This is a genomic window from Pseudaeromonas sharmana, from assembly GCF_042649925.1.
GTDB lineage: Bacteria > Pseudomonadota > Gammaproteobacteria > Enterobacterales > Aeromonadaceae > Pseudaeromonas > Pseudaeromonas sharmana.
Map to the genome: position 1 here is coordinate 406,229 of NZ_JBHSAF010000015.1, position 22,189 is coordinate 428,417.

18 protein-coding genes are annotated in these 22,189 nt (G+C 59.0%); 11 read left to right on the plus strand and 7 right to left on the minus strand.

Annotated features, from left to right (window positions below; genetic code table 11):
- The first annotated feature begins 16 nt into the window (after positions 1-16).
- The 9 genes from pilW (at position 17) to purL (ending at position 12,394) form a co-directional block, all read left to right on the plus strand.
- Positions 17-787 (plus strand): type IV pilus biogenesis/stability protein PilW, encoded by a 771-nt coding sequence (pilW, locus tag ACFOSS_RS16515; RefSeq protein ID WP_377154668.1) that lies wholly within the window; start codon positions 17-19, stop codon positions 785-787.
- Complete coding sequence (gene rodZ, locus ACFOSS_RS16520; RefSeq protein ID WP_377154670.1) at positions 777-1,730, plus strand: cytoskeleton protein RodZ; 954 nt, start codon at positions 777-779, stop codon at positions 1,728-1,730. Before pilW ends, rodZ begins: the two co-directional genes overlap by 11 nt.
- Before the next feature lie 3 nt (positions 1,731-1,733).
- Positions 1,734-2,846, plus strand: coding sequence for a flavodoxin-dependent (E)-4-hydroxy-3-methylbut-2-enyl-diphosphate synthase (ispG, locus tag ACFOSS_RS16525; RefSeq protein ID WP_377154672.1), 1,113 nt, complete (start codon positions 1,734-1,736; stop codon positions 2,844-2,846).
- A 111-nt stretch (positions 2,847-2,957) separates the two neighbouring features.
- Positions 2,958-4,238 carry a histidine--tRNA ligase gene (gene hisS / locus ACFOSS_RS16530; protein WP_377154674.1) on the plus strand — a complete coding sequence of 427 codons (1,281 nt, stop codon included), beginning with the start codon at positions 2,958-2,960 and terminating at the stop codon, positions 4,236-4,238.
- Positions 4,239-4,242: 4 nt separating this feature from the next.
- Complete coding sequence (locus tag ACFOSS_RS16535) at positions 4,243-4,893, plus strand: YfgM family protein (RefSeq protein WP_377154676.1); 651 nt, start codon at positions 4,243-4,245, stop codon at positions 4,891-4,893.
- Positions 4,886-6,070 (plus strand): outer membrane protein assembly factor BamB, encoded by a 1,185-nt coding sequence (gene bamB, locus ACFOSS_RS16540; protein WP_377154678.1) that lies wholly within the window; start codon positions 4,886-4,888, stop codon positions 6,068-6,070. The genes ACFOSS_RS16535 and bamB overlap by 8 nt, the downstream gene beginning before the upstream one ends.
- A 73-nt stretch (positions 6,071-6,143) precedes the next feature.
- On the plus strand, positions 6,144-7,631 hold the full coding sequence (der, locus tag ACFOSS_RS16545) for a ribosome biogenesis GTPase Der (protein WP_377154680.1): 1,488 nt from the start codon (positions 6,144-6,146) through the stop codon (positions 7,629-7,631).
- Between the two features lie 30 nt (positions 7,632-7,661).
- Positions 7,662-7,892: a zinc ribbon domain-containing protein gene (locus ACFOSS_RS16550; RefSeq protein WP_377154682.1), complete on the plus strand. Its 231-nt coding sequence runs from the start codon at positions 7,662-7,664 to the stop codon at positions 7,890-7,892.
- 611 nt (positions 7,893-8,503) lie between these two features.
- Positions 8,504-12,394 carry a phosphoribosylformylglycinamidine synthase gene (purL, locus tag ACFOSS_RS16555; RefSeq protein WP_377154684.1) on the plus strand — a complete coding sequence of 1,297 codons (3,891 nt, stop codon included), beginning with the start codon at positions 8,504-8,506 and terminating at the stop codon, positions 12,392-12,394.
- 290 nt (positions 12,395-12,684) lie between these two features.
- On the opposite strand, the gene ACFOSS_RS16560 is transcribed toward purL, so the two are convergent.
- Positions 12,685-13,167, minus strand: a complete 483-nt coding sequence (locus ACFOSS_RS16560) for an NlpC/P60 family protein (RefSeq protein WP_377154686.1) — start codon at positions 13,165-13,167, stop codon at positions 12,685-12,687.
- Between the two features lie 65 nt (positions 13,168-13,232).
- Entirely contained in the window at positions 13,233-13,775 is a 543-nt protein-coding gene (locus ACFOSS_RS16565) for a DUF1439 domain-containing protein (protein WP_377154688.1), read from the minus strand.
- An 86-nt stretch (positions 13,776-13,861) separates the two neighbouring features.
- Here ACFOSS_RS16565 and cls point away from each other — a divergent pair, with 86 nt between their 5' ends.
- Together cls and ACFOSS_RS16575 are read left to right on the plus strand one after the other, a co-directional pair.
- Positions 13,862-15,337 carry a cardiolipin synthase gene (cls, locus tag ACFOSS_RS16570; RefSeq protein WP_377154690.1) on the plus strand — a complete coding sequence of 492 codons (1,476 nt, stop codon included), beginning with the start codon at positions 13,862-13,864 and terminating at the stop codon, positions 15,335-15,337.
- Between the two features lie 88 nt (positions 15,338-15,425).
- Positions 15,426-16,685: a DUF945 family protein gene (locus tag ACFOSS_RS16575; RefSeq protein WP_377154692.1), complete on the plus strand. Its 1,260-nt coding sequence runs from the start codon at positions 15,426-15,428 to the stop codon at positions 16,683-16,685.
- Here the strand turns inward: ACFOSS_RS16575 and ACFOSS_RS16580 are convergent.
- The 5 genes from ACFOSS_RS16580 to ACFOSS_RS16600 form a co-directional block, all read right to left on the minus strand.
- Entirely contained in the window at positions 16,670-17,389 is a 720-nt protein-coding gene (locus ACFOSS_RS16580; protein WP_377154694.1) for an SIMPL domain-containing protein, read from the minus strand. The two genes, ACFOSS_RS16575 and ACFOSS_RS16580, sit on opposite strands and share 16 nt — an antisense overlap.
- 119 nt (positions 17,390-17,508) lie before the next feature.
- Positions 17,509-18,345: a formyltetrahydrofolate deformylase gene (gene purU / locus ACFOSS_RS16585; protein ID WP_377154696.1), complete on the minus strand. Its 837-nt coding sequence runs from the start codon at positions 18,343-18,345 to the stop codon at positions 17,509-17,511.
- Between the two features lie 190 nt (positions 18,346-18,535).
- A complete protein-coding gene (locus ACFOSS_RS16590; protein ID WP_377154698.1) occupies positions 18,536-19,501 on the minus strand; it encodes an ABC transporter permease in 966 nt (321 codons plus the stop codon).
- Positions 19,502-19,504: 3 nt separating this feature from the next.
- Complete coding sequence (locus ACFOSS_RS16595; RefSeq protein WP_377154700.1) at positions 19,505-20,608, minus strand: ABC transporter permease; 1,104 nt, start codon at positions 20,606-20,608, stop codon at positions 19,505-19,507.
- Positions 20,605-22,173, minus strand: coding sequence for an ABC transporter ATP-binding protein (locus ACFOSS_RS16600; RefSeq protein ID WP_377154702.1), 1,569 nt, complete (start codon positions 22,171-22,173; stop codon positions 20,605-20,607). Before ACFOSS_RS16600 ends, ACFOSS_RS16595 begins: the two co-directional genes overlap by 4 nt.
- Between the last annotated feature and the right edge of the window lie 16 nt (positions 22,174-22,189).

Sequence of the window (22,189 nt, forward strand, 5' to 3'; positions counted from 1 at the left end):
CGTTAATGCTCGATTCATGAAAAAACAACTTCTTATCGTCGGGACCATGCTGGCCGCCTTGAGCGGCTGTGTAACGGAAACCACTTATGTGGGCAAAGAAGTGGTTCAGAACAGCGTTGACAACAAGACGGCAGCAAAGACCCGACTGAGCCTGGCTGTGGGTTATATGCGCAAGGGTGATATGGCCCAAGCCAAGTTAAATATTGAAAAAGCCCTCTCGTTTGACCCCGATAATCCGAATGTTTATTTGACTCAGGCCTACTACTACCAGACAGTAGGCGATCTGACGTCTGCCGAGAGCAGTTATCGCCAGCTCTTGGCGCGCGATGGCACGAATGCGGATGCCATGAACAACTACGGTGCCTTCTTGTGCGCGAACAAGCGTTACAAGGAAGCCGACGAGCAGTTTAATCTGGCGCTGAAGCAGCCTAAATATGTTCGGATGGATGATACCTACGAGAATGCTGCGCTGTGCTCGCTGAAATCCGGTGACAAAAAAAAGGCAGCGCAGTACTTTGACCAGGCCATCGGATACAATCCAGGCCGTGGCAAGCTCTTGTTGTCGGCCAGTGAGCTGGCATTGATGGATAACAACCCAGCCAAGGCGGAAACGTATCTCAAGCGTTACAGCGTTGGTGGCAAGGAATCGGCCCAAAGCTTGTGGTTGCGCTTGCAACTGGCTCAGGCCCAAGGTGAAATTGCGATGCTGCACAAATATGGCCGTCAGCTGGTGCAGCAATACCCCAAATCAGATCAAGCCAGAAGATATTTGAACAATGACTATTGAACACCACGATTCCAGCTCTGCGACCGTCAGTCCGGGAAAATTATTGCGCGAAGCGCGTGAAGCCCGGGGACTAAGCCAACCTGAGGTCGCCTCCCGGCTGAATCTGCGAGTTTCTCTGGTTCGTGACATCGAGCAGGATCGTTTTGATCAACGTACCGCGACCACGTTTACCCGGGGCTATTTGAAGATCTATGCCCGTTTGGTTGGCATCTCTGAAGACGACGTCGTTGCCGCCTACGAGACGTTGGGATTTGTCGATAAGCCGTTTGCCGAGATGCACAGCTTCTCCGGTCGTCGTCGCCTGGAAGCCAATGAAAACCGGCTGCGCCTGTTCTCCTGGTTGCTGTTTATTGTGATTGGGCTGGGTGTCTTGTTCTGGATCATGGGGCGTCCGGCCGAGAAACCGGAACTCGTCAAACTGGATGACAAGGCCTTGCTCAATGCAGCGAGTGCCTCTGTGACTATCGCGCCGGCTCCTGTGGTCAGTGAAGCCGTAGCGCTCACCGTCAGCCCGGCCGTCAGTACCGCTATCGAGACGGCGCCAGTTGCAAATGTCGCTAGCTCTGCGGCCGTTGCGGCCTCCTCCGCGCAGACTGCGGCCTCTGCTGCAGTTGTTGCAACCGCCGTGGTGACTGAAGCCGTTGCCAGTGCTGCGGTGACGACAGTGGCTACGACAGATAACGCGGTTGTTACCATGGACGGCGATTTGCAGATCCGCTTTACCGGTGATTGCTGGTTGGAAGTCTATGATGCCAAAAACAAGAAGCTGCTTTCCGGAACCCGTAAGTCTGGACAGCAGGAGAGCCTGAAGGGCGAGGCGCCGTTTCGTCTGACTGTCGGTGCGCCCAAGCATGTACTCATTACCTTCAAGGGTGAGTCTGTCGATATGAAACGTTTCCCGATTGGCCGTGTCGCCCGTTTCCAATTGCCATTGCAGAACTAAGCTATGAGTCACCCTTCTCCAATCAAGCGCCGCCCAAGCAAGCAGATCATGGTTGGCAAGGTACCGGTCGGTGGTGATGCACCGATCTCGGTTCAGAGCATGACCAATACCCGCACCACGGATGTCGAAGCGACGGTGGCACAAATTCGTGCTATCGAACGTGCCGGCGCCGACATGGTCCGGGTGTCGGTGCCGACGATGGATGCCGCCGAAGCGTTTCGCCTCATCAAGCAACAGGTTTCGATCCCGGTGATCGCGGATATTCATTTTGATTTCCGTATCGCGTTGAAAGTCGCAGAGTATGGTGCCGATTGTTTGCGCATTAACCCCGGCAACATCGGGAAGGAAGACCGGGTCCGCTCGGTCGTGGATTGTGCCCGCGATCTGGCTATTCCAATCCGTATCGGTGTCAATGGCGGCTCGCTGGAAAAGGATTTGATGGATCGTTACGGCGAACCGACGGCGGAAGCGTTGGTCGAGTCGGCAATGCGTCATGTCGATATACTGGACCGGTTGAACTTCGACCAGTTCAAGGTGAGCGTCAAGGCATCAGATGTTTTTCTGGCGGTGGATGCTTACCGGTTACTGGCCAAACAGATTGAACAGCCGTTGCATCTGGGAATCACCGAGGCCGGTGGTTTTCGTTCCGGTGCGGTCAAATCCGCCATCGGCCTGGGCATGTTGCTGGCTGACGGGATCGGCGATACGCTGCGTATCTCGCTGGCGGCCGACCCGGTGGAAGAGGTGAAAGTCGGTTTCGATATTCTCAAGTCGTTACGAATTCGCTCACGAGGCATCAACTTCATCGCCTGTCCGTCCTGTTCACGTCAGGAGTTCGATGTGATTGCCACGGTCAATGCGTTGGAGCAGCGTCTGGAGGACATCACCACGCCGATGGACGTCTCCATCATTGGCTGTGTGGTCAATGGCCCCGGTGAGGCGCTGGTATCGGATCTCGGCCTGGCGGGGGCCAACCGCAAGAGCGCGCTCTACGAAGCGGGGGTGCGTGTCGACCGTTTGGATAATCTGGAGCTGGTGGATCAGCTGGAGGCGCGTATTCGAGCCCGGGTTGCTCGCCTGGACGAAGGTAAACGCATCCAGATCGACGAAATCTAGCAACAAGGCGACCAGTGAGTCGCCTTGGCTCCCTTTATTTTACCTGGCTGATGAAACTTCCTATAATGCGGGCAATTTTTTCCCAGCCAGCAACTGCATTCGAGATTAAACGTGGCTAAACAGATTCAAGCGATTCGCGGTATGAACGACTGCCTGCCGGAGCAGAGTCCACTGTGGCAGATGGTCGAATCCACCCTCAGACAGGTGGTTGCCTCTTACGGTTACTCCGAGATGCGGATGCCGATTGTCGAGATGACCCACCTGTTCCAGCGCGCCATTGGTGAGGTGACCGATGTCGTCGAAAAAGAGATGTATACCTTTGAGGATCGCAATGGCGACAGTCTGACATTGCGCCCCGAAGGCACGGCCGGTTGTGTTCGCGCCTGTATTGAACATGGTCTGACCTATAACCAGGAACGCCGTGTCTGGTATATCGGCCCCATGTTCCGTCATGAACGACCGCAAAAAGGGCGCTATCGCCAGTTCCATCAATTCGGCGTCGAGGTGTTCGGCCTGAACGGCCCGGATATTGATGCCGAGCTGATCATGTTGACGGCTCGTCTGTGGCAAGCCTTTGGCATCAGTGAACATTTGACGCTGCAGCTGAACACGCTGGGCTCATCTGAGGAGCGTGCGCGTTATCGTGAGGCGCTGGTCGCATTTTTGGAACAGCACAAAGAACGCCTGGATGACGATTGCCGCCGACGCATGTATACCAATCCGCTGCGTGTTCTCGATACCAAGGATGCGGCCATCCAGACCTTGCTGGCGGATGCGCCTCGCCTGTCTGACTACTTTACTGACGCGACGCGCGCCCATTTCGCCGGGCTGAAAGCCCTGCTCGAAGCGGCCGGCATTGCCTATGAGGTCAACGAGCGCCTGGTGCGTGGTCTGGATTATTACAACTACACCGTCTTTGAATGGGTCACCAACAGTTTGGGATCACAAGGTACCGTCTGTGGCGGTGGTCGTTATGATGGCCTGGTGGAACAGTTGGGTGGTCAAGCTACACCTGCGGTCGGTTTTGCCATGGGCATGGAGCGTCTGGTGTTATTGCTGGAAACCCTTGGCAAAACGGATGGGGTTGCCAAAGCCGTCGATGTTTATGTCTGCATCGGTAGCGACGCGGCGCTGGTTAACGCAATGCAGTTGGCCGAATCGCTGCGTAATGCGTTGCCGCAGTTGCGTGTTATGACCCACTGTGGCGGCGGGAATTTCAAGAAGCAATTCAAGCGTGCAGATAAAGTAGGTGCCGAGATAGCGTTGATTCTGGGGGAAACCGAAATTGCCAATGGCGAAGTCGGTATCAAGTATTTGCGAGCAGAGGGTGAGCAACTGACTGTCAGACAGGACGAGCTGGCAGCGGTGATGGCCGCCCGCACAGGAGCATAACGACGTGGAAATCTATAACACCGAAGAACAACAGGCCGAAGCGATAAAGGCGTGGTGGAAAGAGAACGGCAAAGCGATTCTGTTGGGTGCCGTGCTGGGCCTCGGCGGTATGTTCGGCTGGCGAGCCTGGAATGAACATCAGGCGGGGCAGATGGAAGCCGGTGCCGAAGCTTACACCGCGATCATCAAGCAGCTTGAACTGCAAAATGAAAAAGCGTTTCCGGTTGTAGATGCGTTCATCAAGGATCAAGCAGGCAGCGTGTATGCTGATTTGGCTGGTTTGCAATTGGCTGCGGCTGCAGTCAAGGCGGGAAAGCTGGATCTGGCCGCGAGCGAACTGCAGCGCGTGTCTGAAGGCAAGAACGACAATATCAAATCACTGGCTACGGTTCGTCTTGCGCGTGTATTGGGTGAGCAAGGCAAAGCCGTTGACGGTATGAAAAAGCTCGATAGTGTCAAAGATAGCGCCTATGCTGCCATGGTTGCCGAAGCGCGTGGTGATCTGCTGCTGAAACAAGGTGAGCGCGACAAGGCTCGTGCGGCATACCAGCAAGCAGCTGACAAGGCGGATGGCAAGGTGAATCCTGAATTGCAGATGAAGCTGGATGAGTTGATGACTCTGGCTCCTGCCACTGAAGAGAAGACGAATGCATAACTGGTTGAGAGGTCTGGGTCTGACTCTGATTGCCGGGATAGCGCTACAAGGCTGTTCACTGTTCAATTCCGAGGAAGATGTCGTCAAGATGGCCCCGGTGCCGCAGGTCGACTCCCAGTTCAAGCCTGAAAAGTTGTGGTCGCGCTCGGTCGGAAATGGGGTCGGTAGCTACTACTCCCAATTAAGCCCGGTCGTGGCAGGCGATCTCGTCTACGCGGCATCACGCGATGGTGTGGTGGCTGCATTTGACAAGATGAGCGGCGATCGCAAGTGGAAAAAAGATCTCGCGGACGAGCCCGAGAACAGTGACAAGCGCAGCAGCCGACTTTCCGGTGGCATGACCGCTTATTACGGCAAGTTGTTCGTCGGTTCGGAAAATGGCTATGTCTATGCTCTGGATCAGGAGACTGGCGAACTGCTGTGGCGCCAGTCTGTGCCGGGCGAGGTACTGGCGGCCCCTGTGGCTGACAGCGGCAAACTGGTCGTGGCGACGACCTCTGGCAAGATGGTAGCCCTGGATGTTGAAAAGGGCGATATCGTCTGGACCACGGGGGATGATCAACCGCGTCTGACGCTGCGTGGCCAGTCGACGCCGGTCATTGCTTCTGGTGGTGTCATTTACGGTCGCGCCGATGGTCGTGTGGCTGTGGTGTTGCTGGACAGCGGCCTGCTGGCCAATGTCTCCCGCGTGGCTTCACCGCGTGGTGCGACCGAACTTGAGCGCATGGTGGATGTCGACGCCCAGCCGGTGGTCGTGGGCGATGAACTCTTTGCCGTGGCCTACAATGGGCAGCTGATGGCCCGCAAACTGCTCAGTGGCGAGGAGCTGTGGAAGCGTAAATACAGCGCCTACCAGAACATTGGTGTTGGGGCGTCGGATTTGATCCTGACAGATGCCCGCAGCCATATTTATGGTATCGACCGTCGTAACGGCAGTGAGGAGTGGGCCAATACCCAACTCTCCTACCGTAACGTGACCGCACCTGTGGTGTTCGGCAACTATGTTGTGGTGGGGGATGGCGAAGGCTATCTCTACTGGCTCGACAATAGCAGCGGCCGCATCCTGTCGATGCAGGAACTGGACAGCGATGGTTTATATGTCGCGCCGGTTGCCGATGGTGACGTTCTCTATGTTCAGACTCGCAGTGGTGATTTGGTCGCACTAAAGCGTCCATAACCACGGGTGAGTGATTAATCTGGCTCCTGGTCAACGACCAGGAGCCTTTGTCGTTTAAAAATCGAGGTCTTTTATGACTCCAGTTGTAGCCCTGGTGGGTCGTCCGAATGTCGGTAAATCCACCCTGTTCAACCGTCTGACACGCAGCCGTGATGCGCTGGTCGCCGACTTTCCGGGGCTGACCCGGGATCGCAAATATGGTCAGGCCAAAGTGGGCGAGATGGAATTTATCGTCGTCGATACCGGTGGTATCGACGGCTCCGAGGAAGGAATCGAGCTGAAGATGGCCGAGCAGTCGCTGCTGGCCATTGAAGAAGCGGATGTGGTCCTGTTTCTGGTCGATGCGCGAGCCGGTGTGACACCCGGTGATATCGTCATCGCCCATCACCTGCGCCGTCAGCAAAAGAAAGTGTTCCTGGTGGCGAACAAGACTGACGGCATCGACGCTGACTCTGTGGTCGGTGATTTCTACGAGCTGGGACTGGGCGACATCTACCAGATCGCGGCTGCCCATGGTCGTGGGGTGCACAGCTTGCTGGAGCAGGCGCTGACCCCGTATCTGGAAGTGCTGCAGCAGCAGGCGGATGGTGACGACGCCGACGCTGATGAGTGGGATGACGAGTGGGATGATCTCGACGAGCTCGAACCGGACGAGGAAGAGGGTGAAGAGGTGTCACAACCGTTCGCCGATCTGCCGATCAAGTTTGCGATTGTCGGGCGCCCGAACGTCGGCAAATCCACGCTGACTAACCGCATGCTGGGCGAAGACCGCGTCATCGTCTTCGATCTGCCGGGTACCACGCGCGACTCCATCTATATCCCGATGGAGCGTGACGAGCAGCAGTACGTGATCATCGACACCGCAGGCGTGCGCAAGAAGAAAAAGGTCTACGAGGCGGTCGAGAAGTTCTCGGTGGTCAAGACACTGCAGGCGATTGAAGACGCCAACGTCGTCATTCTGGTCATTGATGCCCGTGACGGTATCTCCGATCAGGACTTGAGCCTGCTCGGGTTTACCTTGCACTCAGGCCGTTCTATCGTCATTGCTGTCAACAAGTGGGATGGTCTGGATCAGGACGTCAAGGAGCAGATCAAACTGGATCTGGAACGTCGGCTCGGCTTCGTCGATTTCGCGCGCATCCACTTCATCTCGGCGTTGCATGGTACCGGTGTGGGCCACCTGTTCGAATCCATTCAGGAAGCATACCAGTCGGCTACCCGTCGGGTGAGTACGTCGCTGCTGACGCGTATCATGCAGATGGCTCAGGATGACCACCAACCGCCCCTGGTTCGCGGTCGCCGTGTGAAGCTGAAGTATGCCCATGCCGGTGGTTACAATCCGCCACGTATCATCATTCACGGTAACCAGGTCAAGGATCTGCCAGACTCGTATAAGCGTTACCTGATGAACTACTACCGCAAATCACTGAAGATCATGGGTACGCCGATCCACATTGACTTCCAGGAAGGGGAAAACCCGTTCGAAGGCAAGAAGAACAAGCTGACCCAGAGCCAGATCCGCAAACGCCGTCGTTTGATGAAACACGTCAAGAAAGGCTAACGGACTGCGCTAACGAGGAGGAGAAGAGATATGGCATATCAGATCGCATGTCCGGCATGTGGCAGCGAGGCACTCGACCCGCGTCGTAGCCAGAGCGAATGCAGTGCCTGTCATCAACACTTCGTCGTGACAGCGCACTGTCCCGAGTGTGATGAGGTGCTGGAGCGGGTTCAGGCCTGTGGGGCAGTCGATTTTTTTTGCAATCACTGCAATAACCTGGTCTCCAAACGCGCGGCGCGCTACGACCTTCGTCCGGCGTAATCGCTCTCGGGAGCAATAAATGACAAAAGGAGCCAGTGGCTCCTTTTTCTTTTCGTTGTCAGGCGGTTTCAACCGCCGTCGAATTGCGCTGTTGGGGTACTGGCTGAGTTAATTCAGCCTGTGGCTATTCCTTCTACGCATGACCGGTCGGCCATGCCCTATCCCTGACGGACGACGCTAAACAGCACATGCTGGCGCCGTCTTACCTTGCGCTTGCCCAGTGACAGTGTACTGCGGTGGCTTGGCCACCGGCTGGCTGCCCGTCTGCGTGGTGCCAATTTTCTCTTTCTTAACATGGTCGTTCTCCTGCCAATACAGCCTGGCTGGCTAGTGACAACGCTACCATAACCGATCCGACCAGACAACTTCTTGCCATTTCAATCAATTATGCGGCTTAAGCCGGAATTTACGGCACTTTTTGATGGCATAACCGGCAAGTTGCCACCTGGCAAAGGCGAGGAAACGCGCGCTCGCATTCCCCGATGACAGCCGTGACGCCACTGGACTGATGTCATTAAAACGTTTGTCTTTTGCGGTCGACATCACATCGGCGGGTTCCTATAATACGCGCACTTCCACATCCCCCCCTTAACTTGGTGAGAATTGGTAACATGGAAATCTTACGAGGTGCCCCCGCTTTATCCGGCTTTCGTGTCAGTAAACTGTTGCGGAGCTTTGAAGAGATGGGGCTACCCATCAGGGACCTGTATGCCGAGTTCGTTCACTTCGCCGACTTGTCGGCCGAGCTGGATGACGCGGCGCGAGCGACACTGGGCAAGCTGTTGACGTACGGCCCCACGATCGCAGAACACGCTCCTACTGGTCATCTGTTCCTCGTCACCCCCCGTCCCGGCACCATCTCCCCCTGGTCTTCCAAAGCAACTGACATCGCCCACAACTGTGGTCTGAACCAGATCCTGCGTCTGGAACGCGGTATTGCTTACTATGTGACAGCCGATGCGCTGGATGCCGAACAACGCCGCCAGGTCGCGGCGCTGCTGCATGACCGCATGATGGAGTGCGTGTTTGATTCGCTGCCGGCCGCCGCAGCCCTGTTCTCGCACCATGAGCCGGCGCCACATACCGTGGTCGACATCCTGGCCGGCGGTCGTGCCGCGCTGGAACAGGCCAACATCCAGCTGGGGCTGGCGCTGGCGGAAGATGAAATCGACTACCTGGTCAGCAGCTTCACCCGTCTGGGGCGCAACCCGAACGACATCGAGCTGTACATGTTCGCCCAGGCGAACTCCGAACACTGCCGTCACAAGATCTTCAACGCCGACTGGACCATCGACGGCGTCAAGCAGCCGAAGTCGCTGTTCAAGATGATCAAGAACACCTTCGAGCAGCACAGCGAACACGTGCTCTCGGCGTATAAGGACAACGCGGCCGTGATGGTCGGCTCCGAAGCGGGACGTTTCTTCCCCAGCCCGGAGACCTTCGAGTATGAATACCATCAGGAACCGATCGATATCCTGATGAAGGTGGAAACCCACAACCACCCGACGGCGATTTCACCGTTCCCGGGCGCAGCGACGGGCTCAGGCGGCGAAATCCGCGATGAAGGTGCTACCGGTCGGGGTTCCAAGCCGAAGGCCGGTCTGTGCGGCTTCAGCGTCTCCAACCTGCGCATTCCAGGCTATGAACAGCCGTGGGAAACCGATTTTGGCAAGCCGGGTCGCATCGTGACCGCCCTCGACATCATGATTGATGGCCCGCTGGGCGCGGCGGCGTTCAACAACGAATTTGGCCGTCCGAACATCCTCGGCTACTTCCGTACCTACGAAGAGCAGGTTGCCAGCCACAACGGCAGCGAGATCCGCGGTTACCACAAGCCGATCATGCTGGCCGGTGGTCTGGGCAACATTCGCCGCGAGCACGTGCAAAAAGGGGACATCCCGGTCGGCGCCAAGCTGATTGTGCTGGGTGGCCCGGCGATGAACATCGGCTTGGGTGGCGGTGCCGCCTCATCCATGGCTTCCGGCCAGTCGGCAGAGGATCTGGATTTCGCTTCGGTACAACGCGATAACCCCGAGATGGAGCGCCGTTGTCAGGAGGTGATCGACCGCTGCTGGCAGATGGGGGAAGACAATCCGATCGTCTTCATTCACGACGTTGGCGCCGGTGGTCTCTCCAATGCCATGCCGGAGCTGGTCAACGACGGTGGCCGCGGTGGCCGCTTCGAACTGCGCAAGGTGCCGAATGACGAGCCGGGCATGAGCCCGCTGGAGATCTGGTGTAACGAATCCCAGGAGCGCTATGTCCTGGCGGTGGCGCCGGATCAACTGGCCCGCTTTGAAGAGCTGTGCCGCCGCGAACGCGCCCAATACGCGGTCATCGGTGAGGCGACCGCCGAGCAGCATCTGACGCTGGCCGACAGCTACTTTGGCAACCAGCCGATCGATCTGCCGCTGGAAGTGTTGCTCGGCAAGCCGCCGAAGATGCATCGCGACGTCAAACGTCAGCAGGCACAGGGTGAGGCGCTGCAGCTGGACGGCATCAGCGTCAAGGATGCGGCCGAACGCATCATGCGTTTGCCAACGGTCGCCGAGAAGACCTTCCTGATCACCATCGGTGACCGTACCGTGACCGGCCTGGTGGCGCGCGACCAGATGGTCGGCCCGTGGCAGGTTCCGGTCGCCGATTGTGCCGTCACCGCTGCCACCTACGACACCTACGCCGGCGAGGCGATGTCGATGGGTGAGCGCACACCGGTGGCGCTGTTGAACTTTGGCGCCTCGGCGCGTCTGGCGGTGGCCGAATCGCTGACCAATATTGCGGCGACGCGCATCGGCGATCTGAGCCGCGTCAAGCTCTCCGCCAACTGGATGGCCGCAGCCGGTCATCCGGGTGAAGATGCCGGTCTGTATGAGGCGGTCAAGGCGGTCGGTGAAGAGCTGTGCCCTGAGCTGGGACTGACGGTGCCGGTCGGCAAGGACTCCATGTCGATGAAGACCCGCTGGCAGCAGGACGGTGAACAGCGCGAGGTGATTGCGCCATTGTCGCTGATCATCACGGCGTTTGCCCGCGTCGAAGACGTGCGCGCAACCGTTACGCCGCAACTGCGCACCGACAAGGGCGAAAGCGATCTGATCCTGATCGATCTGGGCAATGGCAAGAACCGCCTCGGCGCCTCCTGCCTGGCGCAGGTATACAAACAACTCGGTCAACAGACGCCGGATGTCGACAATCCGGTGCAGATGAAGGGCTTCTTCAACGCGATCCAGGCACTGGTGGCCGATGACAAGCTGCTGGCCTATCACGACCGCTCCGACGGTGGCCTGTTCGTCACGCTGGCCGAGATGGCTTTTGCCGGCAAGACCGGGGTCACGGTCGAGCTGGATCAGGTCGGCAGCGACAACCTGGCCGCGCTGTTCAGCGAAGAGCTGGGGGCGGTGATCCAGGTGCGCCGTGCGGATAAGGAGTCCGTGCTGACCCTGCTGGCCGGTCATGGCCTGGCGGCGTGCACCTATGTCATCGGTGCGCTCAATGGTGAAGATGTGCTGCGCTTTACCCGCGATGGCAACGAAGTGCTGTGCGAAAGCCGCGTCCACTTCCGTACCCTGTGGGCCGAGACCACCCATCGCATGCAGGCGCTGCGCGACAATCCGGCCTGTGCCGAGTCCGAGTTCAAGGCCAAGTTTGACGTCGCGGATCCGGGTCTGCACGCCAAGCTGAGCTTCGATCTGAATCAGGATGTGGCAGCACCGTTTATTGCCAAGGGCACCCAACCACGTATTGCCATCCTGCGTGAGCAGGGCGTCAACTCGCAAAACGAGATGGCGGCGGCGTTTGACCGTGCCGGTTTCAGCTGTATCGACGTACACATGAGCGACGTGCTGAGCGGTCGTGTGCAACTGGCGGACTTCCAGGGCCTGGCGGCCTGCGGCGGCTTCTCCTACGGTGACGTGCTGGGGGCCGGTGAGGGCTGGGCCAAGTCCATCCTGTTCAACCCGCGGGCGCGTGACGAATTTGCCGCCTTCTTCCAGCGCAATGATACCTTCGCCCTCGGCGTCTGTAACGGTTGCCAGATGATGTCCAACCTGCGGGATCTGATCCCGGGTGCCGAGCTGTGGCCCCGCTTCGTGCGCAACGAATCCGAGCGTTTCGAGGCCCGCTTCAGCCTGGTCGAGGTGCAGTCCTCGCCGTCGCTGTTCTTCGCCGGCATGGCCGGTTCCCGCATGCCGATCGCCGTCTCCCACGGTGAAGGGCGGGTAGAAGTGCGTGATGCGGCCCATCTGGCGGCGATCCAGGGCAGTGACACCGTGGCGGTGCGCTTCATCGACCACTACGGTGCACAGACCGAGCGTTACCCGTTCAACCCGAATGGCTCGCCGGAGGGCATCACAGGTCTCACCACCCGTGATGGCCGCGTCACCATCATGATGCCGCACCCGGAGCGCGTGATGCGCACCGTGGCCAACTCCTGGCATCCGGATGAGTGGGGCGAGGCCAGCCCGTGGCTGCGCATGTTCCGCAACGCCCGCGTCTGGCTGGGCTAAGCGCCAGACCGGTTCATTGAAGCCCCCTCGGCGAGGGGGCTTTTTTATGCGCGTGACGTCGCGCCGCGCGTCCGTCTGGGCGGGATTATTAAGTTTGATTTAATAATCCGAGCCGTTTGCTACTGCATTTTCAGGGTAATCGCCAGCGACGGGGCCGCAGGCCGTTGCTGGCGGCTGATGCCGTGCAATGTAGTCATCCGAGCCGTTGGTGCCTGCTTTTTGCCGGCGCTGGGCGCCGTACTGGCGTACGCCATGTCCGCGAGGCTTAGGCATAAACGGTGAGCTGCGGCTTACTGACTCAGGCGGCGAGTCTGACTGTAGGTCTTGCGCCAGTAGGGATTGTCGAGGCTGGAGATGATCACCCCCTTGCTGGTGGAGGCGTGCAGGAACTGTCCCTGCTGCAGGTAGATGCCGACATGGCGGCTGAAACGACCGGTATTGAAGAACAGCAGATCGCCGGGCTGGCGTTGTCCGCTGCGCACCGCGACGCCAATCCGTGATTGGCCATCGGTGTCGCGGGGCAGTGCCAGGCCAAACTGTTGACGAAAGGTGATCTGCACGAAGGCAGAGCAATCGACACCGTAACGACTGGTGCCACCGGTGCGGTATGGGACGCCGCGCCACTGGCCATATTGATCCAGCAGCGCCGCTCGGACCGCCGTCGGTGAGCCAAGGCGGCTCCGGGTTTCCGGCTCCTGCTGGCCGGACGGTGTTTGACATCCGGCGAGCCACATCAACAACAAGCAGGGCAGCAGGCGCGTGATCCAGAACATGCGTATCGATCCTTTGACACAGATGGCCGGCATAGGCTGCCGCAATGTCGCCGTGCTGACAAGCCTTACGGCGCGGTTTTGAGGCGCAACAGCCCGGGTTGCAGCTCAAATCCGGTCACATGCTCCTTGAGCCAGGCCTGCTGCTGGTCCTTGGTATTGAGGCGATAGGCCGGTTGGTTAGCCAGACGCTGTTGCAACCCCTTGACCAGATAACCCATCAAGGGGGCAAACTGTTGCTGTAACGCGGCCGGTTGTAGCTGGTAATCCTGCAGCGTGAAGTTATCGAGGTAGACGGCACCCTGCTGCACGTCGTAGCGCGGCTTGGCCTCAAAATTGGCCTGCAAGGTACCATTGATGGCGGGCTTGTTGGGTAACGACAGCGTGAAGTCGGCAAGACTTTGCACGTTTGCCCGTTGCGGCTGCTGTCGTGCCAGCGACACCTGCAGGCTTTTTGTGCGAATATCCGCCTCAAACAGACCCGGCAGACCAAACTGCTGGGCGTATTTCAGCTTGCTGTTCACATACTGGGTCAACTGCTGTTCACTGATATCGACAGTGCCCTGTGGTGACACATTCAGGGCGAGGGCGAGAAGCAGGCTGGGTATCATGGTCTGGTTTCCGCTCGGAAGAGTGGCAGCATCATAACACCCGCCGGACGCGATGCCAGCGTTGCCGGCCAGCAAGGGGAGCGTACATGGGATCGCACGGCCTGGTTTTTGACTACCTCAGCCAGTTCATCGGCATGGTGCTGTTTACCAGCTACGTGGTGCTGGTGGTCGGTATCGTCATGCGGGTGATCATGACCCGGCGCCCGATCGGGGTCTCCCTGGCCTGGCTCAGCCTGATCTTCACCATTCCTATTCTTGGCATCAGCCTCTATCTGTTGTTTGGCGAGATCCGCCTCGGGCGCAAGCGCGTGGAGCGCGCCAAGGCATTGTATGAACCGCTGGCGCGCTGGATCCACGATCTGGTCGCCAGTTTCCCGCAACAGCCGGCCAAGGTATCCAGCGCAGCCGAACCCATCAGCGAATTGATCCTGGCTCGTCTTGGTTTACCCATGTTGGGCGGCAACCGCATTGAGATGCTGGATGAGCCGAATGCCATCTTGCATGCCATCGCCGAGGATATCCGGGCCTCCACGGTCTCCTGCTATCTTGAATTTTACATCTGGCAGGCCGGAGGTTGGGCGGATCAGGTCGCCGAGGCGTTGGTGGGCGCAGCCGGGCGCGGGGTGGACTGTCGAGTGCTGCTGGATTCGGTGGGCAGCAAGTCCTTCTTCCGCGGCCAGTGGCCGGCACGCTTTGCCGAGGCTGGCGTCAAGCTGGTGGAGGTGCTGCCGGTCGCCGGCTGGCGCATTCCGTTGCAGCGTCAGGATCTGCGCATGCATCGCAAGCTGGTGGTGATCGATGACAGGGTGGCCTATACCGGCTCGATGAACCTGGTTGACCCGCGCTTCTTCAAGCAAGATGCCGGCGTCGGGCAGTGGATCGACCTGATGGTGCGAGTACAGGGACCGATTGTGCCGCTGATCTGGTCGCTGTTTGTGCGGGACTGGGAGATGGAGACCGGGGAGCGGTTGCTTGACTCCCAGCAGCACAGCCCCGAATTTGATGCGCAAAATGATCAGCATCTGCAGCTGGTGCCCTCAGGGCCGTTCACCGGCGGTGACTGCATCCAGCAGATCCTGCTGCTGGCGGTCTACCGTGCGCGGCGACGGGTCGTGCTGACCACCCCCTACTTTGTGCCGGATGATCCCCTGGTCGCGGCGTTGCGCTCGGCGGCGGAGCGCGGAGTGCAGGTGCGCCTGATCCTGCCGGCGCGCAACGACTCGTTCATGGTGCGCCATGCCAGCGATGCCTTCCTGACGGAGCTGCTGGAGTCCGGTGTTGAAATCTACCGCTTTCAACAAGGGTTATTGCATACCAAGAGTGTGTTAATTGACGATGGATTGGCACTGTTTGGCACGCTGAACCTGGATCGTCGCAGTCTGTGGCTCAATTTCGAAACCATGCTGCTGATCGATGACGTCCGCTTTGCCGGCCAGCTGGCAGCGGTTCAGGCAGGCTATATGCGTCAGGCCCAGCGTCTCTACCTGTCGTCATGGAGCAAGCGGCCCTGGCGTAAACGGCTGCTCGAGAACCTGCTCTACCTGTTCAGCCCCTTGCTGTAACGGCTTGGCGTTTGCGTGCGAGTCTGGCAGAGTGTGCGCTCTGAATTGCCGCTAGGCATAGCGCCAACGGCTAGCATGGGATGATGGAATGAGAGCGTTGATAAAAGTAGCCGTCGCTGGCGTGGTGGGGCTGCTCGGGATAGCGGTGGCAGGGCAGTGGCTGACGGCGTATCAACATGATAAACAGCTGACGGCCTGGCTAGCGGCACTCAATAGCGTGCCTGGTGTCCAGGCGCAATGGCATCCGGATGCCAACACATGGTTGCAGCGGGATGGCGATCTGCAACTGACTCTGCAACCCGATGTCGTGCGTCAACTGAGCGCCGGCCTGTTGCAACCGGCATCTGCCACTGTCTGGCAGTGGAACATCCGTCAGCAGCTGTGGCCTTTCTACATCAGTGGTCGGGCATACCTGGATCCGGAGGTGGGCCGCTACCAGCAGTTGATCCTGGAGCATGGCATGGCGGCGGTTCCCCACAAGTTGCGCTGGCATGTGTACGGGCTGACACAGCGTTTCGACACCCGTTTTGAGATGAGTCGCTTCCAGATCGATGCCGAGCCCGGTTTGACTGTCGCGCCGTTGAAACTGGCCCTGGTCGGCAGCCGGGATCGCCTGAGCTTGTCGCTGGATTGGCAAGGCATGACGCCGACCGCCGCGGCACCCTCCTGGCGCATCGCGCCACTGCGAGCGGCAGCCGATTGGCGCTTGCAGGAGGGCGACTGGCAGCTGCAACAACAACAGGGTGCCGTCGAGGCTGTGTCCCTGACCTCCGGGCTGCAGGTGACGCAGCTCGACTGGGCTTTCCAGCGGCTGCCGGGGCGTGAACCCCAACGACAGACGCTGGCATTGAACCTGGCGTGTGCACAATGTCATTGGCCACAGGGCGAGGTGGATATCGAACAGTTGCAGTTGCAGCTGCAATTGCTGGATCTCGACAGCAGCGCGCTGCAAGCCTTGGTGCAAGGACCGGTGCAGGGCGCCATGGCGCAATGGCAAAAACTGGCGGCATTGCAGCAGCTGGCCGCGCAGGGCGGCACACTGAACCTGCCGCAGTTTACGATGACGTTCAATCAGGGAGTGCTGCAGCTGGCAGGTAAACTGGCACTGCAGGCCAATCCGGCACCGCTGTTATCCGTCCCGGCACTATTGAGCCGGCTGGAAGGGGCGCTGGAGTTGCAGGCCAGTGATCGCTTGCTTGCCTTGTGGCCGAACCAGACGACTGTGCAGCAGTGGCAGCGTGCCGGCTATCTGCAGCAACAGGACGGGGGCTGGCACAGCGCCCTGCGTGCAACGGCAGGGCGCGTGAGCATCAACGGCGTGGTACTCGAGGCTCAGTCGGCCAAGTAATACTCGACGGTCGAGACGATGCGCACCCGTTTGATGTAGGGTGTGTTGCTGTCTCGATCTTCGACGCTGAACTGGCCCTGGCTGGCCCGCTTGATCTTGCCCAGCTTGCTGCCGGAGTCATGGGCGAATTTCTCGGCCACCTCGCGCGCATTGCGCGTAGCCTCTTCCACCATCGCCGGTTTGATGCTGTTCAGACCGTTGAACAGGAACTGGGTACGGACCTCGTAATCCTGGCCACTGATGGCAATGCCGTTTTGCCCCAACTGGGACAGATTGGTCATCGCCTTGCGCACCATGTCGATATCCGTGCTGTAGACGGTCAGCGTCGAGGTTCCTGCATAGCGACCATTGCGCACCTGCTCCTCGGAGAAGCCTTGCGCCTGCCGATCCTGGATACCGGGAACCGACACCGAGATTTCGTCTACCTTGAATCCCTGCTGCTGCAGGAATTGCCGGATCTTCTCGTTTTTCAGTTCAATGGCGCTATATACCTCACCGAGTTCATTGCTGACTTCGGTATAGCGAATGGGCCAGATGGCGACATCTGCGGCCACCTCGCGTTCGGAGAGGCCTTTGACGGAGACGGAGCGGTCCATGTCCTTGAATTGAATCATCCCTTCGGTCAGCAAGACGCCAAATACGGTCATGCCGACACAAAAAAGGGCGCCGATAAGCACCGAACTGATGATGTTACGCTCTTGCATACTGACTCCTCGACCAAGGGGACTGTAGTCAGTCTAACCGCAGGTTTCGCTCGAGGACAGGCGAAAACACAGAAAGCTCCCGCGGGAGCTTTCTGATGAGCATCCGGTTGAGCGCCGGTTTACTTGAAGACCACCGTCTTGTTGCCATAGACAAACACGCGCTCATCCAGCACATGGGCCAGAGCCCGCGACAACACGGAGCGCTCGCCATCACGACCGGCCATGGCCATATCTTCGGCGCTGAAGGCATGATTCACGTGGATGACGTCCTGCTCGATGATCGGACCCTCATCCAGATCGTCGGTTACGAAGTGGGCGGTGGCACCGATGATCTTGACGCCGCGATCAAACGCCTGCTGATAGGGGCGGGCACCGATGAATGCCGGCAGGAACGAGTGGTGAATGTTGATGATTCGGCGCCGGTAGGCGGCGACAAACTCGGGTGTCAGCACGCGCATGTATTTGGCCAGCACCACATAGTCCGGGTGGTACTGATCGATGATGGCGCGCACTTGCTGTTCATGGGCCTCGCGGCTCAAACCCTCATGGCTGACGGTATGGAACGGGATGCCGAACTTGCCGGTCAGTTCGGCCAGGGTGTCATAGTTGCCTACCACGGCGGCGATATCGACATCCAGCGCGCCGGAATAGCTCTTCATCAGGATGTCGCCCAGGCAGTGCGATTCCTTGGTGACCAGAATGACCAGACGTTTGCGCCCCACCGGGACCAGACGGCGATCCGAGCCTTCCGGCAGCGCATCGTCCAGATCCTCAAGGAAAGTTTCGTCATTGAACCGGCCTTCCAGTACGGTGCGCATGAAGAAACGCCCCTGCTCATGGGTCACGAACTCATCGTTCTTGATAATGTTGAGCTGGTGCTTGTAACAAATGTTGGTGATCTTGGCGATCAGCCCCTTGGCATCAGGGCAGTCGGTAAGCAGTATTTTGCGTTCCATCTGTGGAGAATTCCTTTAAGTCCTGCGGCAGAGCGTGTGGCCGAACACTATGCCATAAATTGGGGTCATTTCCAGTTGTGCGACGGGGCTATGATGACAAAAAACGGGCTGCCATGGTGAAAATGAGCCACATCGGGGCCCAGAAAAAACGGCCCACCGAAGTGGGCCGTCTGGACGGTGACTGGGCGGGTTATTCCCGTTCCTTGACGTACGGCGTACCCAATGCCTTGGGTGCCACCGCACGACCGATGAAGCCCGCCAGCAGAAAGACGGTCAGCATGTAAGGAATGGCCTCAATGAACTGCACCGGGATCTCGACGCCGGCAATCTGGACGCCTTGCAGACGGATGGCAACCGCATCGAGGAAACCGAACAGTAGACAGGCGCCCATGGCGGGCCAAGGCCGCCACTTGCCAAACACCAGTGCGGCCAGCGCCATGAAGCCTTTGCCGGCGCTCATGTTCGGAATGAACTGTGCCGTTTGCGCCACGGCCAGGTAGGTCCCACCGAGCCCGGCCAGCAGACCGCCAATCATCAGCGCGGTATAGCGCAGACGCACAACAGAGATACCGGCGGTGTCCACTGCAGCCGGTGCTTCACCCACGGCCCGCAAACGCAAGCCAAAACGGGTCCGGAACAGAACCCACCAGGCCAGTGGCACTATCGCCAGGGCCAGATACTCCAGCATGGAGTGGCCACTGGTCAGCTCGGAGTAGAGTTGACCGATCACGGGAACATCGGCCAGCTGCTTCTCGAAGGGCAGGGTGATCGGGGCAAAGCGTGCATCACCGGACAGCGCCGGTGTCTGCCCGCCCTGATCAAACCAGTAGCGACCCAGGGTAATGGTCAGGCCGGCAGCCAGAATATTGATCGCCATGCCGCTGACGACTTGATCCCCTCTGTGGGTGATGGTGGCAAAACCGTGCAGCAGCGCCAGCATGACGGAGGCGGCGACGCCGGCGCCCAGCCCCATCCAGGCCGAGCCGGTGACAGCCGCGGTGGCGCCACTGGCAAAGGCAGCCGCCAGCAGTTTGCCTTCCAGGGCAATGTTGACGACACCCGAGCGCTCACAGAACATGCCTGCCATGGCGGCAAAGATCAGCGGCGGTGCGACCCGAATGGTCGAGTCGAGCATCAAAATCAGGGTTTCAAACATGATTTACGCCTCCCCCTTGCGAGCCAGCAACAGATAAAGTGCCTCGATGCGTGGACGGAACATATGTTCCAATGCGCCGGAGAACAGGATGACCAGGCCTTGCAGGACCACGACGATGTTGCGGTCGACACCGAACTCGAAGCTCAACTCTGCGCCCCCCTGGTAGAGGAAGCCGAACAGCAGACTGGCCAGGATCACGCCGATCGGATGGTTACGCCCCATCAGCGCCACGGCAATGCCGGTAAAGCCAAAGCCTTCGACGAAGTTCAACTTGATCTGGTGCAGCTCACCCTGCAGCACGTTCAAGGCAAAAAAGCCTGCCAGCATGCCGGAAATGAGCATCGCCACCATGACGACGCGGGAGTAGCGAATACCGGCATAGGCCGATGCGCTGTGATTGGCGCCAACGGAGCGCAACTCATAGCCCCAGCGGGTACGCCAGATAAACAGCCAGACCAGCAGGGCACAGATCAAGGCCCAGAAGAAGCTGAGATTCAGCGGGCTGGGCGACAGCTCGAGGCCAAGCGGAGCCAGCAGATCAGCCATCTTCGGCAGCCAGGCGGCTTCGGCAAAGACGCGGCTCTCCGGTGCCATGGTGCCGGCCGGCTTGAAGACATCCACCAACAGGTAAGCCATCAGTGCCGAGGCGATGAAGTTGAACATGATGGTCGTGATGACGATGTGGCTGCCGCGCTTGGCCTGCAGCCAGGCGGGGATGAAGGCCCAGGCGGCACCGAACACACCACCGACCACAATCGCCAGCGGTAGCAACAAGGCGAACGGCAGGGTGTCACCGAGCAGCAGACAGACCAGCCCCACGCCGAGGCCACCGATATAGGCCTGGCCTTCGCCACCGATGTTGAACAGACCGGCATGAAAAGCAATCGCCACAGCCAGACCGGTGAAGATAAAACCGGTGGCGTAGTAGAGGGTAAAGCCGATGCCTTCGCTATTGCTAAAGGCGCCTTCCCACATGATCTTGGCGGCTTCCAGCGGACTGATGTCGAGGTAGTAGAACAGGATGGCCGATACGGCAAAGGCCATCAGGATGTTGACGGCGGGCAATACGCCGACCGTGATCCACGCCGGGATACGTGTTTGACTCATGGAGTGGTCTCCGCTGCGGTGGTCGGTTGCAGGTGCTCCGGCACTATGTTGGCCATCATCAGCCCCAGGGTGCGTTCATCGGCTTCAGCCGCCGACACTTCCCCCACGATGGCGCCATCGGCCATGACGAGGATGCGGTCGGCGAGGGAGAGGATCTCATCCAGCTCGACGGAGACCAGCAACACCGCCTTGCCCTTGTCGCGCATGGCAATGACTTGCTGGTGGATGTACTCGATGGCACCGATATCGACGCCGCGTGTCGGCTGGCCGATCAGCAGCACATCCGGGTCCTGCTCCACTTCGCGAGCGATCACCAACTTCTGCTGGTTGCCACCGGAAAAGTTCGCTGTCTTCAGCGTTGGAATCGGCGGCCGCACATCCCACTTGGTCATCTTGTCCTGGCATTCCGCCAGGATGGTGGCCTTGTCCTGCAGCAGGCCGCGGTTATACAGGGCACGGTCGTGATAGCCGAGGATATAGGCTTCTTGAGCCTCAAAACGGTTGATCAGACCCATCTTGTGACGGTCTTCAGGGACATGGCCCAAACCGTAGTGACGCACCTTGCGCGGATCGGCTGGTGAGTCAGCGCTTACGAGGTGGCTACCGATGGTAAATTCGCCCGAAGTCGGTTGCAAAATCCCGCCCAGCAGACTCAACAATTCGGATTGTCCATTGCCGGAGACGCCGGCGATGCCGACAACTTCACCTGCATGCACGGCAAAGCTGGCCGCCTTGACTCGCGTCACACCGGCGGCATCCACATAGGTTAACTGCCTGGTTTGCAGCAGTGCCGGTCCCGGCTGTGCCGCTTGCTTGTCGACCTTGAGCCGGACCTTGCGACCGACCATCAGCTCGGCCAGCTCTTCCTTGTTGGTGTCAGCCGTCGCAACGTGGGCGACCATCTCACCGCGGCGCATGATCGAGACCTGGTCAGTGATGGCGAGGATCTCGCGCAACTTATGGGTGATCAGGATGACAGTGGTGCCCTGATCGCGCAGCTTGCGCAGAATCTCGAACAGATGGTCGGCTTCCTGCGGGGTCAGCACGCCGGTCGGTTCGTCGAGAATCAGGATCTTGGCCTGGCGGTAGAGTGCCTTGAGGATTTCAACGCGCTGCTGCAAGCCAACAGGCAGGTTTTCGATACGCTCATGCAGCGGTACCTCCAGCCCGTAGCGGCTGGCCAGCTCCTTGAGCATTTTTTCTGCTGACGCCATGCTCCTGCCCAGGTGCCAACCACCTTCGGCACCGAGAATGACGTTCTCGAGCACGGTAAAGTTATTCACCAGCATGAAGTGCTGGTGGACCATGCCGATGCCCGCGGTGATGGCGTCTTGAGAGCCATGGGGGCGAAACGGTTGGCCATCAATCAGCATCTGGCCGCTGTCGGCATGGTAAAAACCATAGATGATGCTCATCAGGGTCGACTTGCCGGCACCATTTTCGCCGACGATGCCGTGAATACTGCCTTTGCGAACTTGCAGGTCGATATGACGGTTGGCATGGACTTCTCCGAACCGTTTATCGATGCCGCTAAGTTCAATGGCAAAGTGTGCTGTTTGTTCCACGATAGGGGGTTCCCGA